Raw genomic sequence first — 16,299 nt, forward strand, 5'->3', positions numbered from 1 at the left:
GCCGCCTTGCGGCTGTCCTCGCCGGCCGACAATGCTAAGGTTCAGCCCTAGCTTTTGTATTTTTCCAAGGAAGCCTTATGCCGGACACACAGTCCCTCAATGCTGCATTCATGGTGGTTCAGAGCAACAGCCTGGACGAACTGCGCAGCCTTGTGATCGGCATAATGCGGCGTTATCCGTTGGCTCCCTTGGAGAACGAAATTGCGCTCGTGCAGAGCAACGGCATAGCCCAATGGCTCAAGCTCGCGTTAGCCGAGGATCCTGAAGAGGATGACCTTGGCGGCTGCGGCATTGCCGCCGCAATTGATGTGCAATTGCCGGGCAGCTTCATGTGGCAGCTTTACCGCATGGTGCTGGGGCGAGATGAGATTCCGGCCAAGTCCTTGCTCGACAAGGCCCCTCTGACCTGGCGACTGATGCGCTTGCTGCCGCAGCTCATCAACCTGCCGTATTTCGAACCACTGCAACGATTCCTGACCCATGACACCGACTTGCGCAAGCGCTACCAGTTGTCCGAGCGATTGGCGGATCTGTTCGATCAATATCAGGTATACCGTGCCGACTGGCTTGAGGATTGGGCCGAGGGGCGCCATCAGCTACGAAATGTCAGGGGGGAAGTGAAACCACTTCCCAGCACCAGTTGCTGGCAGGCAGAGCTATGGCGTGCATTGCTTGAAGATGTCGGTGAGCAGGGCATGGCTCAAAGTCGGGCAGGCGTGCACCAGCGATTCATCGAGCGCATCAACAATCTTGAATATGCACCGACAGGCTTGCCGTCTCGGGTAATCGTTTTCGGAATTTCTTCGCTGCCCGCGCAAGTATTGGAAGCATTGGCAGGGCTGGCCCGTTTCAGCCAGGTTCTGCTCTGCGTGCACAACCCTTGCCGTTATCATTGGGCCGATATCGTTGCCGACAAGGATCTGTTGCGTCATCAATACAAGCGTCAGGCTCGCAAGAACGGCATGCCCGTGGTGCTGGATCCAGAGTCGCTGCATCAACACGCCCATCCGCTGCTTGCCGCCTGGGGCAAGCAAGGCCGTGACTACATTAATCTGCTGGACAGCTATGACGACCCCGGCAGCTATCGGGCGGCATTTCGCAACGGCCGTATCGACCTGTTCAGTGACACTCTTCCACAAAACATGCTCAACCAGTTGCAGGATGACATTCTGGAGCTGCGTCCACTCAGCGAGACCCGTGAGCTCTGGCCTGAGGTCGATTTGAAGCAGGACCAATCGATTCGATTCCACATAGCCCATAGTGCGCAGCGCGAAGTAGAGATTCTCCACGACCAGCTTCTGGCCCGCTTCAGCGCCAATCCGCAATTACGCCCTCGTGACGTGATCGTGATGGTGCCTGACATCGATAGTTATGCACCGCATGTCCGTGCGGTGTTCGGACAACTGGACCGTCAGGATCCTCGGTTCATTCCTTTCACGCTGGCAGACCAGGGGCAACGGGGTCGGGATCCATTACTGATCGCTGTCGAGCACCTGCTCAAACTGCCAGACAGTCGTTTTCCCGTCAGCGAAATCCTCGACTTGCTCGATGTTCCGGCGTTACGCGCACGGTTCGGTGTGGAGGAGCGGGATTTGCCGACTCTGCATCGCTGGATCGAAGGCGCCGGTGTGCGTTGGGGGATGGACGCTGACCAACGTGCCGGACTGGGATTGCCAAATGAACTGGAGCAAAACAGCTGGCGTTTTGGCCTGAGCCGGATGCTCCTCGGATATGCAGTTGGCGATTCCAGTGCCTGCGCGGGCATCGAGCCCTACGATGAAATTGGCGGTCTCGATGCTGCGTTGATCGGTCCTCTGGTCGCCTTGCTGGATGCCTTGGAGTATTCGCACCAGCAATTACTGAAGCCTGCGAAACCTCAAGAGTGGGGGAGTCGGTTACAGGTACTGATGCAGTTGTTTTTCAAGGCCAGCAATGAGCATGACGACTACTTGCTGACTCAGCTCGAGGAGCTGCGCGAGACATGGCTGGAGACCTGCGAGTCCGTCGGACTTGAAGACGAGTTACCGCTGACCGTTGTTCGCGAGGCATGGCTGGCAGGGCTGGATCAGGGGCGTTTGTCCCAGCGATTCCTGGCCGGTGCAGTGAACTTCTGTACCCTGATGCCGATGCGGGCGATTCCATTCAAGCTGGTTTGTCTTCTGGGCATGAACGATGGCGATTATCCCCGGGCACAACCACCGCTGGACTTCGACCTCATGGGCAGTGATTACCGGCCGGGAGATCGCTCCCGTCGTGAGGATGATCGCTATCTGTTGCTGGAAGCGCTGCTGTCTGCTCGCCATCAGCTTTACATCAGTTGGGTCGGGCGCAGTATCCGTGACAACAGTGAACGACCACCCTCGGTACTTATCGGTCAGTTGCGTGATCATCTCGCCAGTGGTTGGCGAACGACGGATGAAAAGGCCAATATTCTGGAAGTCCTGACTCAGGAGCATCCACTCCAGCCATTCAGCTCACGCTACTTTCATGAAGGCAACGAGCTGTTCAGTTATGCCAGCGAATGGCAGGTGCTGCACCAGCATCATGAACCTACTGAGGTGGCAAGTAAGCTTGGACCCCATGTTCAGGAAGAGCCCCTGAGTCTCGCATTGCTGCAGGACTTTCTGCGTAACCCGGTTCGACACTTTTTTACCCAGCGACTGAAGGTTTACTTCGAAGCGGCGCAGGCACCTCAGGCGGATGAAGAACCCTTTGTGCTTGACGCATTGCAACGATACTCACTGAGCGGCAGCCTTCTGGAAGCAGCCTTGAGACAACCGGAGAATGTCGATCAGGCGCTTGAAGCTCAAGCGCGGCGCCTGCAAAACAGCGGGCTGCTGCCCATGGCGGGTTTCGGTGAGTGCCTGCAGCGAGAGTTGATCGAACCGCTTCCTGACTTGCTGCACCGCTATCATCAACTGCTGACGCTTTGGCCAACTCCGTTGACCGGTGCCACCCCGATCAATCTTCAATGGCAGGGATTACGGCTGGAAGGGTGGCTTGGAGGTCTGCACCAACGCGCCGATGGCGGGGTGTTGTCGGTGACGACGATCCCCAACAGCATCGGTTCGATCAAAAACCGCAAATGGCACCGTCTGACCAAACCATGGGTCAGTCATCTGGTCGCTTGTGCAAGTGGGCTTGCTTTGACGACTGCGCTGGTCGCCAGTGACGACACCCTTTTATTGGAACCAATGGAACAGGATCGGGCCTGGAGAATACTCGAAGATCTGCTGCTCGCCTGGCAGTCAGGAATGCGTCAACCGCTCCCGGTTGTGGTGAAAACCGCTTTTGCATGGCTGGGTCAGAATGACTCGCTGAAGGCTGAAGCCGCTGCCCGCAAAGCCTACGAGGGGGATGGTCAGACCAGCGAAGGTGAGCGACGCGAAAGCCCCGCCCTGGCGCGACAGTTCCCGGATTTCGATGCGTTGTTGGCCGAGGAGACCTTCCCCGATTGGTGCAACGCTTTATACCGCCCAGTGATCGAAGCCCCTTGGCAATCCTTGGCCAGCGCGGGGGTACGTTCATGAGTGCAAGGCAGCCACTTGCCCTGTCGTTTCCGTTGAAGGGCAGTCAACTGATCGAGGCCAGCGCAGGTACTGGCAAGACGTTCACGATCTCTGCGTTGTATCTGCGCCTGATCCTTGGTCACGGAGGTGATGCGAGTGGCTTCGGTCGCGAGCTGCTGCCACCGCAGATTCTTGTGGTGACCTTCACCGATGCGGCGACCAAGGAGTTGCGCGAGCGCATTCGCACACGCCTGGCCGAGGCCGCACGCTTCTTCCGTGACGAGACGCCGCCCCCTGATACGTTGATCGACGAGCTACGCGCGCAGTTCGACCCTCAGCAATGGCCCGTTTGCGCCAACCGACTGGATATCGCCGCGCAATGGATGGACGAGGCTGCCGTCTCGACGATCCACAGCTGGTGTCAGCGCATGCTTCGCGAACACGCATTCGACAGCGGCAGCCTGTTTACCCAGACCCTCGAAACCGATCACAGCGATCTGCTGGGCGAAGTGCTCCGCGATTACTGGCGCCTGTTCTGTTATCCGATGCAGGGGGATGCCCTGAATTGGGTTCGCAGTCACTGGGGAGGGCCGGCCGCTTTGTTGCCTCGTGTACGTGCTCTCTTCGGTACTGAACGTAATGGAGCGCAAGGCAGATCTCCGGCTGAATTGATCGAAGAGTGCCTGCAAGAGCGCCGGGCTGCATTGGTTGAATTGAAAAAGCCGTGGCAGCAGTGGGCGGATGAGCTGCTTGCCATTTGTCATCAGGGCGTCGCCAGCAAGACAGTCGACGGGCGCAAGATTCAGGCCCGGTACTTCGAGTCTTGGTTCGAAAAGCTCAAGACCTGGGCCGGAGACGAGTCTGAGGAACAACTGGATATCGGAACCGGATTTACCCGGCTGACGCCTGAGGGCATGGCCGAAGCCTGGAAAGGCGAGCCACCGAGCCATCCGGGGCTGGACGCCATGCAGGTACTCAAGTCGAGCCTCGACGGGCTGCCAACCCCCGATGCCGCGGTGCTGCAGCACGCCGCCAAATGGGTGGGCGAGCGCTTTGAGGAAGAAAAGCGTCGACGTGCCGAAATGGGTTTCGACGACATGCTGCTGCGACTCGACGCAGCCTTGCAATCCGAAGGCGGCGAGCGACTCGCCACGCTTATCCGCGAGCAGTTTCCGGTCGCCATGATCGACGAGTTCCAGGACACGGACCCGGTGCAGTACCGGATCTTCGAGAGCATTTATCGCATCGAGGAAAACCAACCCGAGACCGGTCTGTTTCTGATCGGGGACCCGAAGCAGGCGATCTATGCCTTCCGTGGTGCGGACATCTACACCTACCTGCGTGCGCGAATAGCAACCGCCGGGCGGCTACATACGTTGGGCACGAACTTTCGCTCCAGTCACGGGATGGTCAAGGCGGTAAATCAGGTGTTCGAGCGTGCGGAGTCCCGTGAACAGGGACGCGGCGCGTTCCTGTTTCGAGAGCCAAACGGTGATAACCCGGTGCCGTTTCAGCCGGTGGATTCTCAGGGGCGCAAGGAACATTTACTGATTTGCGGGCAAGACGTGCCGGCGCTGAATGTCTGGCGTTTATCTACCGAGCAACCAGTCTCCGGTGCGGTCTATCGCCAGCAGTTGGCGGCGGCCTGCGCCAGTGAAATCACTGCCCTGCTCAATGGCGGACAAACGGGCAGCGCTGGTTTCGCGCAGGACGGCGGGGATTTTCGCGGGCTGCAACCGGCGGACATCGCAATTCTTGTGCGCGACGGCAAAGAGGCTCAAGCGATACGCGGTGAGCTTGCAGCCCGAGGGGTGCGCAGTGTTTACCTGTCGGACAAGGATTCTGTCTTCGCGGCTCAAGAGGCCCATGACCTGTTGGCCTGGCTCAAGGCCTGTGCCGAACCGGATGTCGAGCGCTCGTTGAAAGCAGCCCTGGCCTGCACCACGTTGAATCTGCCGTTGACAGAGCTGGAGCGCCTGAATCAGGACGAACTGGTCTGGGAGGCACGCGTCATGCAGTTCCGAGCCTATCGCGAGATCTGGCGCAAACAAGGCGTGCTGCCGATGTTGCGGCGCTTTCTGCATGACTTCCATTTGCCTCGAACCTTGATTGCACGCAGTGACGGTGATCGGGTGCTGACCAACTTGCTGCACTTGTCGGAGCTGCTGCAACAAGCGGCCTCGGAACTGGATGGAGAGCAGGCGCTGATCCGGCATTTGTCCGAGCACCTGGCGTTGTCTGGTCAAGCCGGTGAGGAGCAGATCCTGCGCCTTGAAAGCGACGAGCAACTGGTCAAGGTCGTGACCATTCACAAGTCCAAGGGACTTGAGTATCCGCTGGTGTTTCTGCCCTTCATCTGCTCGGCCAAACCCGTGGATGGCAGTCGGCTGCCGTTGCATTACCACGATGCATCCGGCAACGCTCGGGTCAGTCTCAAGCCTGATGCCGAGCTGATTGCCCTGGCCGACAATGAGCGTCTGGCGGAGGATCTGCGTTTGCTCTATGTCGCGCTGACCAGGGCACAACATGCCTGCTGGCTTGGCGTGACGGACCTCAAGCGCGGTAATAACAGCAGTTCGGTCCTGCATCTTTCAGCACTTGGCTATTTGCTGGGTGGTGGTGCGTCACTGAGTGAGTCCAGCGGTTTGATTCGTTGGCTCGATGATCTGCAACAGCACTGTCCTGCGCTGAGCATCGTTGAAATGCCGCTGGCGACCAGTGACCACTACCGGCCACCGCGCAACGAAGCAACCCTCAGTGCCACGTTGGTACCCAAACGCAAGGCCAGCGAAAACTGGTGGATCGCCTCCTACAGTGCTTTGCGGATCAGTGATGTGTTGAGTATGGGCAGTGAGGACGCGCCGGACAGTCCGCAAGCGCAGAAACTGTTCGACGACGAGCGCCTTGAACCCGACGCCCCCCGGGAGATCATCCCGGGAGGCGCTGATATTCACCGCTTCCCTCGTGGACCGAATCCGGGAACATTTCTCCACGGACTGCTCGAATGGGCCGGTGATGAAGGTTTCGCGGTTTCACGCGAGGCACTGGAAGACGCGATCGGCCGACGCTGCAATCGTCGCGGCTGGGAAGGCTGGATCACGACCCTCAGTGACTGGCTGCAGCATCTGCTCAAGTCGCCGATGCCCGCAGGTACCGGCCGACCACCGGTCGTATTGGAGCAATTGAAACGGTATCGGGTCGAGATGGAGTTCTGGTTCGCCAGCCACAAGGTCGATGTCGTCAGACTCGACGAACAGGTTCGCAAGTTCACCCACGGCGGTGTTGCCCGGGTCGCCGCCGAAGCGGTGCAACTCAACGGCATGTTCAAAGGCTTCATTGACCTGACCTTCGAACATGACGGTCGTTACTACGTGGCGGACTACAAATCCAACTGGCTGGGCGTCGATGACGCCGCCTACACCGAACAAGCCATGGAACAGTCGATTCTGGAAAATCGCTACGATCTGCAATATGTGTTGTATCTGCTGGCTCTGCATCGTCAGCTCAAGGCCCGCCTCGCCGATTACGATTACGACCGGCATGTTGGCGGTGCGCTGTATCTGTTCCTGCGGGGCACTCGTGCCGACAGCGGTGGTGTGTATTTCGTGCGACCGCCGCGGGAGCTGATCGAGCGTCTGGACCGGATGTTCCAGGGCAAACCGGAACCGAAATCCGAGCCGGTATGGGAACAGGGAGAGTTGCTATGAGCCGCACCTTTGCGCACTTGTCGCCGATTGCGCTGGATGCAGACAGTCTTGCCCAACTGACGCCCCTGTTGCGGGCCGAGGACTTGCTGCAGTTGCTGACCCACTGGGTAGAACGAGGATGGCTGCGGGCTCTGGACAAGGCATTCGTGACGTTTCTTCATGAGTTGGTGCCAGACGCCGACCCGCTGGTTCTGCTTGCCGCCGCTTTGACCAGTCACCAGCTCGGTCATGGTCATGTGTGCCTGGATCTGTTTGAAACCCTCAAGGCTCCGGACTTCGCCCTGTCCCTGCCGCCGGAGGGGGACGTGCAATCGGGTGTGTTGTTGCTGCCATCGCAATTGCTTGAAACCCTGGAAGGGGCGCACTGGTGCAAGGTGCTGGCCGGCAGCTCGCTGGTGGCGCTGGCTGCCGACGAGAGTGAGGCTGCACGGCAATGTCCCCTGGTGCTGTCCGGCAAACGCCTGTACCTGCGGCGGTACTGGGCCTATGAGCGACGCATCGACACGGCACTGCGTCAGCGCCTCGCGGAGCATGAATCGACGCCGAGCGACCTGTCGCAGCGTCTTGACGAGTTGTTCGGGGCGGCAATGAAAACCGGGGTGATCGACTGGCAGAAACTCGCCTGCGCACTGGCGACTCGAGGTGCTTTCAGCATCGTCACGGGCGGGCCGGGCACCGGCAAGACCACCACCGTGGTGCGTTTGCTGGCCTTGCTTCAGGCTCCCGCCGTCGAAGCCGGCCAGCCTTTGCGTATTCGTCTGGCCGCGCCCACGGGTAAAGCGGCTGCGCGGTTGACCGAGTCCATCAGCCAGCAAGTGCAATCGCTGAAAGTCGCCGAGGCCGTTCGGGAAAAAATCCCTTCCGAGGTAACGACCGTGCACCGCTTGCTGGGCAGTCGTCCCGGTACCCGGCACTTTCGTCATCATGCGGGCAACCGCTTGCCGCTGGATGTGTTGGTGGTCGACGAAGCATCCATGATCGACCTGGAAATGATGGCCAACCTGCTTGATGCGTTGCCGTCACATGCTCGCCTGGTGTTGTTGGGCGACAAGGATCAACTGGCCTCTGTCGAGGCCGGTGCGGTGCTGGGGGATTTGTGCCGCGATGCCGAGGCGGGTTGGTACAGTCCGCAGACACGTCAGTGGCTGGAGTCCGTGAGTGGGGAATCCTTGCAGGACGCCGGTTTGCACGAGGACAGCGACGGTACGCACCCGTTGGCGCAGCAAGTGGTGATGTTGCGTCACTCGCGGCGTTTCGGCGAGGGCAGTGGCATCGGTCAGCTTGCGCGACGGGTGAATCAGCAATTGCCGGATGAGGCGCGCCAACTGTTGGCTGCACGAAGCCATGACGATGTGTATTCACTGGCGCTCAAAGGTGAGCAGGACCACGCACTGGAGCGTCTTGTTCTGGAAGGGCATGGCGAGGGCCCTTGCGGTTATCGGCATTACTTGAGCGTTCTGCGCAATCAGCGCCCGCCTGCCGGAGCTCCCCTTGAGCATCCCGGTTGGCTCGATTGGGCGCGTGAGGTCTTGCAGGCGTTCGATACCTTCCAGCTGCTGTGCGCGGTGCGTAAAGGGCCGTGGGGCGTCGAGGGGCTGAACCAGCGCATCACCGACGCGCTGATCAAGGCGCGGCTGATTGACCGTGACCAGCAATGGTATGAAGGTCGTCCGGTCCTGATGACCCGCAATGACTATGGCCTGGGGCTGATGAACGGTGACATCGGCATTGCTCTCAAACTGCCTGAACGAGAGGGGCCGAACGCCGGTGAACTGGTGCTGCGGGTGGCGTTCCCGCGTAACGATGGGCGCGGTGGGGTGCGGTTCGTGTTGCCGAGCCGGCTCAATGATGTGGAAACCGTGTACGCCATGACGGTGCACAAGTCGCAAGGCTCGGAGTTTGCCCATACCGCGTTAATCCTTCCCGACGCCCTGAATCCGGTATTGACCAAAGAGCTGATCTACACCGGCATTACCCGAGCCAAACACTGGTTCACCTTGATCGAACCGCGAGCCGGGGTATTCGAGGAAGCGGTGCAGCGCAAGGTCAAGCGCTTGAGCGGTCTGATGCTGGAACTGGAGGAGGGGGCGACGCTTCGAGGGTGAAGCTGCCAATGATTGCCGGCGTTATCTTACCGACCGGTCAGAGGGGCTGTATCGCTGGCGTTCCAACGCTGTGCTATCGTTGCGGCATCATTTCGTAACGATCCAAGAGAATCCCTGCATGAAGCTGGCTGTCTGGGCGACAGAGCGCGTAGTTGACAGCAAGCGAGCGTTGCTTGCCGTTCTGCTCTGTTTGCTCACAGGTGTAGCGGCTGCCCAGCCGGAAACGCCAGTGGGTATGGCTGAGCAAAGGGCCAGGTCGGTCACTCAAGTGGTGCTGGGCATTCTCAGTTATGCGCGCTGGCCGGTCGAACCTGCACAGTTGCGTCTGTGCATCGTCGGTCCCACCGAATACACGGATGATCTGGTGAAAGGCACGACACAGGCGACAGGACGGCCTGTCACCGTGCGTCGTCTGCTGGCAGACAACCCGTCGGTCGTCAGTGAATGCGACGCCGTCTACATCGGCAAACTTACCGCCGATGAACGCAGCCGATTGTTCGCGTCGCTGATTGGCCATCCTGTACTGAGCATCAGCGAGGGCGGCGATCAGTGCACGGTCGGCAGCCTGTTCTGCCTGCGGGTTGGCGACGAGCAGGTGTCTTTCGAAGTCAATCTCGATTCCGTCGCCCGTAGTGGTGTTCGTATTCATCCAAGCGTGCTGCAGTTGTCGCGCCGCAAGCCGGCGGCCCCATGAGACGTGACCCTTCCACTGGACGTCCGACCCTGGGCTCGGTCATCGGTCGCGGGCATTTGATTGTCGCGCTGGTGGCCGTGGCGATGGCCAGTGTGTCGTTGACCCTGCTCGGCGTCCTGGCGCTGCGGGTCTATGCCGATCACAACCTGCACCTCATCGCCCGCTCGATCAATTACACCGTGGAAGCCGCGGTGGTATTCAACGACAAGGCCGCCGCGACGGAAGCGCTGGCGCTGATCGCCTCGACCGAAGAGGTGGCAGACGCTCAGGTGCTGGACAATCAGGGTCAAGTGCTGGCGCACTGGCAGCGTCCGGAGAACGGCCTGTTTTCCGCGTTGGAAATGCAAGTGACGGGGGCAATCCTGGAAAAGCCGATCAGTCTGCCGATCCTGCATCAGGATCATGAGATCGGCCGGATTTTGCTGACCGGCCACGGTGGCAGCCTGATGCGCTTTTTGTTGAGCGGACTGGCGGGGATCGTACTCTGCACCGCGATCAGCGCCTGGGTCGCGCTCTTTCTGGCGCGTCGCCAGTTGCACGGAATTACTGGGCCATTGCACAGCCTCGCCGCAGTGGCCCACGCCGCCCGCAGCGAACGTGCGCTGGACCGGCGCGTACCACCGGCGAAAATCGCCGAACTCGACAACCTCGGCAACGACTTCAATGCTCTGCTCGATGAGCTGGAATCGTGGCAGACCCACCTGCAAAACGAGAACGAAACCCTTGCCCACCAAGCGACACACGACAGCCTCACGGGACTGCCCAACCGGGCGTTTTTCGAGGGCCGCCTGATTCGTGCATTGCGCAGCGCCAGCAAACTCAACGAGCGCGTAGCGGTGCTGTTTCTGGACAGTGATCGTTTCAAGGAAATCAATGACAATTTTGGCCACGCGGCCGGTGATGCGGTCTTGGTAGCGGTAGCGAACCGGGTGCGGGCGCAGTTGCGTGAAGAGGATTTGGTAGCGCGTCTGGGCGGTGATGAATTTGCCGTTCTGCTGACACCGTTGCACAAGACCGAAGATGCAGAGCGAATTGCCGACAAGATTCTCGCCAGCATGGACACCCCCATTGCGGTACCGGGCGACACCCTTGTGGTGACCTCGCTCAGTATCGGTATTGCGGTTTACCCCGATCATGGCGCCACGCCCGGCACCTTGCTCGATGCGGCCGACGCCGCGATGTATCAAGCCAAGCGCCTGTCTCGTGGCGCCCAATTCACCGCCGGGTCGGAGCACCCGGTCGATCCCGTTCAAACCAGGAGCTGATGCCCGTGTTCTCGATTGCCGTTCGACTGTTTTCCACTCTATTGCTGACGGCCATGCTGGCCCTGACCGGATGCCAGACCGCTCCGCAAAATGGCCTGACACCGGCGCAGATTGCCGTGCTCAAGCAGCAAGGCTTTGAGCTGACCGACGACGGCTGGGAGTTCGGCCTGTCGGGCAAAGTGTTGTTTGGCAGCGATGTCGAAAGCCTGAACAAGCAAAGTACCGAAATCGTCGAGCGTATCGGCAAAGCGTTGCTGGGTGTCGGCATCGAACGGGTACGAGTGGATGGCCACACTGACGCCTCGGGCAAGGAAACCTACAACCAGCAGCTGTCTTTGCGCCGGGCAAAAAGTGTCGGCAAAGTGCTGACGTCGGTCGGCATGAAGGAAGAGAACATCCAACTGCAAGGCCTTGGCAGCCGCGAACCGGTGGCCTCCAACGACACCGCTGCCGGCCGCACCGAAAACCGCCGGGTGTCGATCGTGGTCAGCGCCGACTAGTCGGCAAACTGCATCTCCCGCGTTTGCCCCATCAACAGCGGCTGGTTGCGCTCGGTCACCTCCCTGATGTAATCCCACAACAGGGTGATCCGCTTGAGCTTGCGCAAATCCTCGCGGCAGTACATCCAGAACTGCCGGGTAATGTCGATTTCCTCCGGCAATACCGGCAACAGACGCGGGTCCTGGGCCGCGAGGAAGCACGGCAGAATCGCCAGTGAGCGCCCCTGCTGCGCCGCCACGAATTGCGCGATCACGCTGGTGCTGCGCAAATTGGCGCTGGCGCCGGGCAGCACGTTCGCCAGATAGAGCAGCTCCGAGCTGAACGCCAGGTCATCCACGTAACTGATGAATTGATGCTTGCCCAGGTCGGCGGGGCGGCGGATCGTCGGGTGTTTGTCCAGATATTCCTGAGTTGCGTAGAGCTGCAAGCGGTAGTCGCAGAGTTTGCAGCACACATACGGCCCGTGCTCCGGGCGTTCGAGGGCGATGACGATGTCCGCCTCGCGTTTGGACAGGCTGATGAAGTGTGGCAGCGGCAGGATGTCCACCGAGATTGCCGGGTAGGCGTCGACGAAGTGGCTTAACTGCGGGGTGATGAAGAAGCTGCCGAAACCTTCGGTGCAGCCCATCCGCACATGCCCGGACAGCGCGACGCCAGAGCCGGACACCTGCTCGCAGGCCATGTGCAGTGTGCTTTCGATCGATTCGGCATAGCTCAGCAGACGCTGGCCTTCGGCAGTCAGCACGAAACCGCTGGTGCGGGACTTTTCGAACAGCAAGGTGCCGAGCGCCGCTTCCAGCGAACTGATCCGCCGCGACACGGTGGTGTAGTCCACCGCCAGGCGTTTGGCCGCTGTGCTGGCCTTGCGGGTACGGGCGACTTCGAGGAAAAACTTGAGGTCGTCCCAGTTCAGCGAACCTAGAGACGTGATGTTTTTTTGCATGATGGACGGGCTTATATGTGCGTTCTTATTAGAAGTTTGCACATCTATACTCCAAAAACAGCCCGACAACCAATTCGTGACACACGCCTCATCTCAAGGCGAACCTTCGCCTTGGCTCCCAAGATAAAAACAATTTCTGGAGACCAGCATGAACGCATCGCTTACGCCCAACGAAACCACGGTCCAGAAGGTCAAGCTGCTGATCGACGGCGAGTGGGTCGAGTCGCAGACCACCGAGTGGCACGACATCGTCAACCCGGCGACCCAACAGGTACTGGCCAAAGTCCCGTTCGCCACCGCCGCTGAAGTCGACGCTGCCGTCAGCGCCGCCCAGCGCGCCTTCCAGACCTGGAAGCTGACCCCGATCGGCGCGCGCATGCGCATCATGCTCAAGCTGCAGGCGTTGATCCGCGAGCATTCCAAGCGCATTGCCGTGGTGCTGAGCGCCGAGCAGGGCAAAACCATTGCCGATGCCGAGGGCGATATTTTCCGTGGTCTGGAAGTGGTCGAACACGCCTGCTCCATCGGCAGTCTGCAAATGGGCGAGTTCGCCGAGAACGTCGCCGGCGGTGTCGATACCTACACCTTGCGCCAGCCGATCGGCGTTTGCGCCGGCATCACGCCGTTCAACTTCCCGGCAATGATTCCGTTGTGGATGTTCCCGATGGCCATCGCCTGCGGCAACTCCTTCGTGCTCAAGCCGTCCGAACAGGATCCGCTGTCGACCATGCTGCTGGTGGAGCTGGCGATCGAAGCCGGCATTCCGGCCGGTGTGCTCAACGTCGTCCATGGTGGCAAGGACGTGGTCGATGGCCTGTGCACCCACAAGGACATCAAGGCGGTTTCGTTCGTCGGTTCGACCGCCGTCGGCACTCACGTTTATGACCTGGCCGGTAAACACGGCAAGCGCGTGCAATCGATGATGGGTGCAAAGAACCACGCCGTAGTGCTGCCGGATGCCAATCGCGAGCAAGCGCTCAATGCCTTGGTCGGCGCCGGTTTCGGTGCGGCCGGTCAGCGTTGCATGGCCACTTCGGTGGTGGTGCTGGTGGGTGCGGCCAAGCAGTGGTTGCCGGATCTGAAAGCGCTGGCGCAGAAACTCAAGGTCAACGCCGGCAGCGAGCCAGGCACTGATGTCGGCCCGGTCATTTCGAAAAAGGCCAAGGCGCGGATTCTCGATCTGATTGAAAGCGGTATCAAGGAAGGCGCGAAACTCGAATTGGACGGTCGCGACATCAGCGTGCCGGGTTACGAGAACGGCAACTTCGTCGGCCCGACCCTGTTCTCCGGGGTGACCACCGACATGCAGATCTACACCCAGGAAATCTTCGGCCCGGTGCTGGTGGTGCTGGAAGTCGACACCCTCGACCAGGCCATCGCGCTGGTCAACGCCAACCCGTTCGGCAACGGCACGGGCCTGTTTACCCAGAGCGGTGCGGCGGCGCGTAAGTTCCAGACTGAAATCGACGTCGGTCAGGTCGGCATCAACATTCCGATTCCGGTGCCGGTGCCGTTCTTCAGCTTCACCGGTTCGCGCGGTTCGAAACTCGGCGACCTCGGCCCGTACGGCAAGCAAGTGGTGCAGTTCTACACCCAGACCAAAACGGTCACGGCGCGCTGGTTCGATGACGACAGCGTCAACGACGGCGTGAACACCACCATCAACCTGCGCTGAGGAATGGCCATGAAAATCGCATTTATCGGTCTGGGCAACATGGGCGCACCGATGGCGCGCAACCTGATCAAGGCCGGGCATTCGCTGAATCTGGTGGACCTGAACAAAACCGTGCTGGCGGAACTTGAGCAACTGGGCGGCACCATCCGTGCCTCGGCTCGCGAAGCTGCTGCAGATGCCGAATTGGTGATCACCATGCTGCCTGCCGCCGTGCATGTGCGCAGCGTCTGGCTCGGTGAGGACGGCGTGCTGGCCGGGATCGGCAAAGGCGTGCCGGCCGTGGATTGCAGCACCATCGATCCGCAGACGGCGCGCGATGTGGCGGCGGCGGCCGCCAAGCAAGGCGTGGCCATGGCCGATGCCCCGGTATCCGGCGGCACCGGCGGCGCCACGGCCGGGACGCTGACCTTCATGGTCGGCGCCACCCCGGAACTGTTCGCCACCCTGCAACCGGTGCTGGCGCAGATGGGCCGCAACATCGTGCATTGCGGTGAGGTCGGCACCGGCCAGATCGCCAAAATCTGCAACAACCTGTTGCTCGCCATTTCCATGGTCGGCGTCAGCGAGGCGATGGCGCTGGGCGATGCGCTGGGCATCGACACCACGGTGCTTGCCGGGATCATCAACAGCTCGACCGGGCGTTGCTGGAGCTCGGAAATGTACAACCCGTGGCCGGGCATCGTCGAAACCGCGCCGGCCTCGCGTGGTTACACAGGTGGCTTTGGAGCGGAGCTGATGCTCAAGGATCTGGGGCTGGCTACCGAAGCGGCGCGTCAGGCCCATCAGCCGGTGGTGCTGGGCGCGGTGGCGCAGCAGTTGTATCAGGCGATGAGTCAGCGTGGGGAAGGTGGCAAGGATTTCTCGGCGATCATCAACAGCTATCGTAAACCGCAGTAATCGTCGTCAGGCCTGCGCTCGTCGCAGGTCTGCAATTCAGATGCAGTAGGTGTTGCCGGGAAATCACGTCGGGTGGTTTCCCGGCTTTTTTGTATCAGGCGAACACGAAATATTTGCGCACGGTCTCGACCACTTCCCAGGTGCCCTTCATGCCCGGTTCGACGACGAAGATGTCGCCGGCGCGCAGGTGGATCGGCTCCATGCCGTCCGGGGTGATCACGCAGTAGCCTTCCTGGAAATGGCAGTACTCCCACTTCACGTAATCCACTCGCCATTTGCCCGGCGTGCAGATCCAGGTGCCCATGATCTTGCTGCCGTCTTCGCTGGTGTAGGCGTTGAGGTTGACGGTGTGGGGATCGCCCTCGAGCTTCTCCCATTTGCAGGCGTCGAGTACTGGCAGCGGGTGTGTGTCGCGCAGAACGGTGATAGGTGCAGGCATGACGGCTCCAGGCCAAAGGCAGTTTGAGTCGCCACCGTAACGTGGGTGAACACCGTCGGAATGTCTGGGTTCGACCTCCATATGCCTGTTAGCGCTGAACGGGAAGAGCCCCGTAAAGCCGGGGATTTGCACCGATGCTGTGCATATATGACGGTTTTAATACAATTGCGCACCGTAAAAGTTCAATCAATTTTTAGACTAAAACGAGATAACCATTCGGACACCTATTGCAAAACAAAATCGTCTGTACTATAACATTCGTACTAAAGGACAATCCCACCCTGATGGAGCTACACAAGAGTCACGGACAGACTTGAATCGGCTTTTTTCACATGAAACTGACTTGGCCTTTGGCTCAAGCGTGAACCTCTACCTGTTGTTAATGAATAACGGCAATTGAGTGAACCAGTCAGTTAATAAGTTGCGCAGACGCAATGTTGTGCGTGCTTTGAATGGAAGCCATAAATAAACAGTTGATTATTATTTGTGCATCGGCGGAATTATATCTGCGGGATACGCACGCCTTTCGGATTCTTATGTGCCCGGCATCAATGGAATGAGGCT

Annotated in this window: 10 protein-coding genes; 8 read left to right on the forward strand and 2 right to left on the reverse strand. The window is 59.9% G+C overall.

From position 1 onward, the window contains the following. Window positions 1-77: 77 nt before the first annotated feature. The 6 genes from recC to ACSPX5_RS27355 all read left to right on the forward strand — a co-directional run bounded on the left by recC (window position 78) and on the right by ACSPX5_RS27355 (window position 11,780). Entirely contained in the window at window positions 78-3,530 is a 3,453-nt protein-coding gene (recC, locus tag ACSPX5_RS27330; RefSeq protein ID WP_439820613.1) for an exodeoxyribonuclease V subunit gamma, read from the forward strand. Next, on the forward strand, window positions 3,527-7,216 hold the full coding sequence (gene recB, locus ACSPX5_RS27335; protein ID WP_169428737.1) for an exodeoxyribonuclease V subunit beta: 3,690 nt from the start codon (window positions 3,527-3,529) through the stop codon (window positions 7,214-7,216). The genes recC and recB overlap by 4 nt, the downstream gene beginning before the upstream one ends. Further along, on the forward strand, window positions 7,213-9,321 hold the full coding sequence (gene recD, locus ACSPX5_RS27340; protein ID WP_439820614.1) for an exodeoxyribonuclease V subunit alpha: 2,109 nt from the start codon (window positions 7,213-7,215) through the stop codon (window positions 9,319-9,321). The genes recB and recD overlap by 4 nt, the downstream gene beginning before the upstream one ends. Window positions 9,322-9,439: 118 nt before the next feature. Next, window positions 9,440-10,015: a YfiR family protein gene (locus ACSPX5_RS27345; RefSeq protein WP_439820615.1), complete on the forward strand. Its 576-nt coding sequence runs from the start codon at window positions 9,440-9,442 to the stop codon at window positions 10,013-10,015. Continuing rightward, window positions 10,012-11,280: a diguanylate cyclase domain-containing protein gene (locus tag ACSPX5_RS27350; protein ID WP_439820616.1), complete on the forward strand. Its 1,269-nt coding sequence runs from the start codon at window positions 10,012-10,014 to the stop codon at window positions 11,278-11,280. The genes ACSPX5_RS27345 and ACSPX5_RS27350 overlap by 4 nt, the downstream gene beginning before the upstream one ends. Next, window positions 11,280-11,780, forward strand: a complete 501-nt coding sequence (locus tag ACSPX5_RS27355; RefSeq protein WP_439820617.1) for an OmpA family protein — start codon at window positions 11,280-11,282, stop codon at window positions 11,778-11,780. The genes ACSPX5_RS27350 and ACSPX5_RS27355 overlap by 1 nt, the downstream gene beginning before the upstream one ends. Here the strand turns inward: ACSPX5_RS27355 and ACSPX5_RS27360 are convergent. Beyond that, entirely contained in the window at window positions 11,777-12,724 is a 948-nt protein-coding gene (locus tag ACSPX5_RS27360) for a LysR family transcriptional regulator (RefSeq protein WP_439820618.1), read from the reverse strand. The genes ACSPX5_RS27355 and ACSPX5_RS27360 overlap by 4 nt on opposite strands. A 148-nt stretch (window positions 12,725-12,872) precedes the next feature. Here ACSPX5_RS27360 and ACSPX5_RS27365 point away from each other — a divergent pair, with 148 nt between their 5' ends. Further along, entirely contained in the window at window positions 12,873-14,399 is a 1,527-nt protein-coding gene (locus ACSPX5_RS27365) for a CoA-acylating methylmalonate-semialdehyde dehydrogenase (protein ID WP_439820619.1), read from the forward strand. A 9-nt stretch (window positions 14,400-14,408) separates the two neighbouring features. Continuing rightward, a complete protein-coding gene (gene mmsB, locus ACSPX5_RS27370; RefSeq protein WP_169428744.1) occupies window positions 14,409-15,296 on the forward strand; it encodes a 3-hydroxyisobutyrate dehydrogenase in 888 nt (295 codons plus the stop codon). A gap of 94 nt (window positions 15,297-15,390) precedes the next feature. Here mmsB and ACSPX5_RS27375 read toward each other — a convergent pair whose 3' ends face one another. Next, window positions 15,391-15,735: a cupin domain-containing protein gene (locus ACSPX5_RS27375; RefSeq protein WP_007953863.1), complete on the reverse strand. Its 345-nt coding sequence runs from the start codon at window positions 15,733-15,735 to the stop codon at window positions 15,391-15,393. Window positions 15,736-16,299 lie beyond the last annotated feature (564 nt).

Source organism: Pseudomonas sp. HLG18 (assembly GCF_051903985.1).
GTDB classification, from domain to species: Bacteria; Pseudomonadota; Gammaproteobacteria; order Pseudomonadales; family Pseudomonadaceae; genus Aquipseudomonas; species Aquipseudomonas fluorescens_BT.

Excerpts from the sequence above, each read along its gene's own strand:
- recC (WP_439820613.1), top strand. The coding sequence starts at position 78 with ATGCCGGACACACAGTCCCTCAATGCTGCATTCATGGTGGTTCAGAGC.
- recB (WP_169428737.1), top strand. The coding sequence starts at position 3,527 with ATGAGTGCAAGGCAGCCACTTGCCCTGTCGTTTCCGTTGAAGGGCAGT.
- recD (WP_439820614.1), top strand. The coding sequence starts at position 7,213 with ATGAGCCGCACCTTTGCGCACTTGTCGCCGATTGCGCTGGATGCAGAC.
- ACSPX5_RS27345 (WP_439820615.1), top strand. The coding sequence starts at position 9,440 with ATGAAGCTGGCTGTCTGGGCGACAGAGCGCGTAGTTGACAGCAAGCGA.
- ACSPX5_RS27350 (WP_439820616.1), top strand. The coding sequence starts at position 10,012 with ATGAGACGTGACCCTTCCACTGGACGTCCGACCCTGGGCTCGGTCATC.
- ACSPX5_RS27355 (WP_439820617.1), top strand. The coding sequence starts at position 11,280 with ATGCCCGTGTTCTCGATTGCCGTTCGACTGTTTTCCACTCTATTGCTG.
- ACSPX5_RS27360 (WP_439820618.1), bottom strand. The coding sequence starts at position 12,724 with ATGCAAAAAAACATCACGTCTCTAGGTTCGCTGAACTGGGACGACCTC.
- ACSPX5_RS27365 (WP_439820619.1), top strand. The coding sequence starts at position 12,873 with ATGAACGCATCGCTTACGCCCAACGAAACCACGGTCCAGAAGGTCAAG.
- mmsB (WP_169428744.1), top strand. The coding sequence starts at position 14,409 with ATGAAAATCGCATTTATCGGTCTGGGCAACATGGGCGCACCGATGGCG.
- ACSPX5_RS27375 (WP_007953863.1), bottom strand. The coding sequence starts at position 15,735 with ATGCCTGCACCTATCACCGTTCTGCGCGACACACACCCGCTGCCAGTA.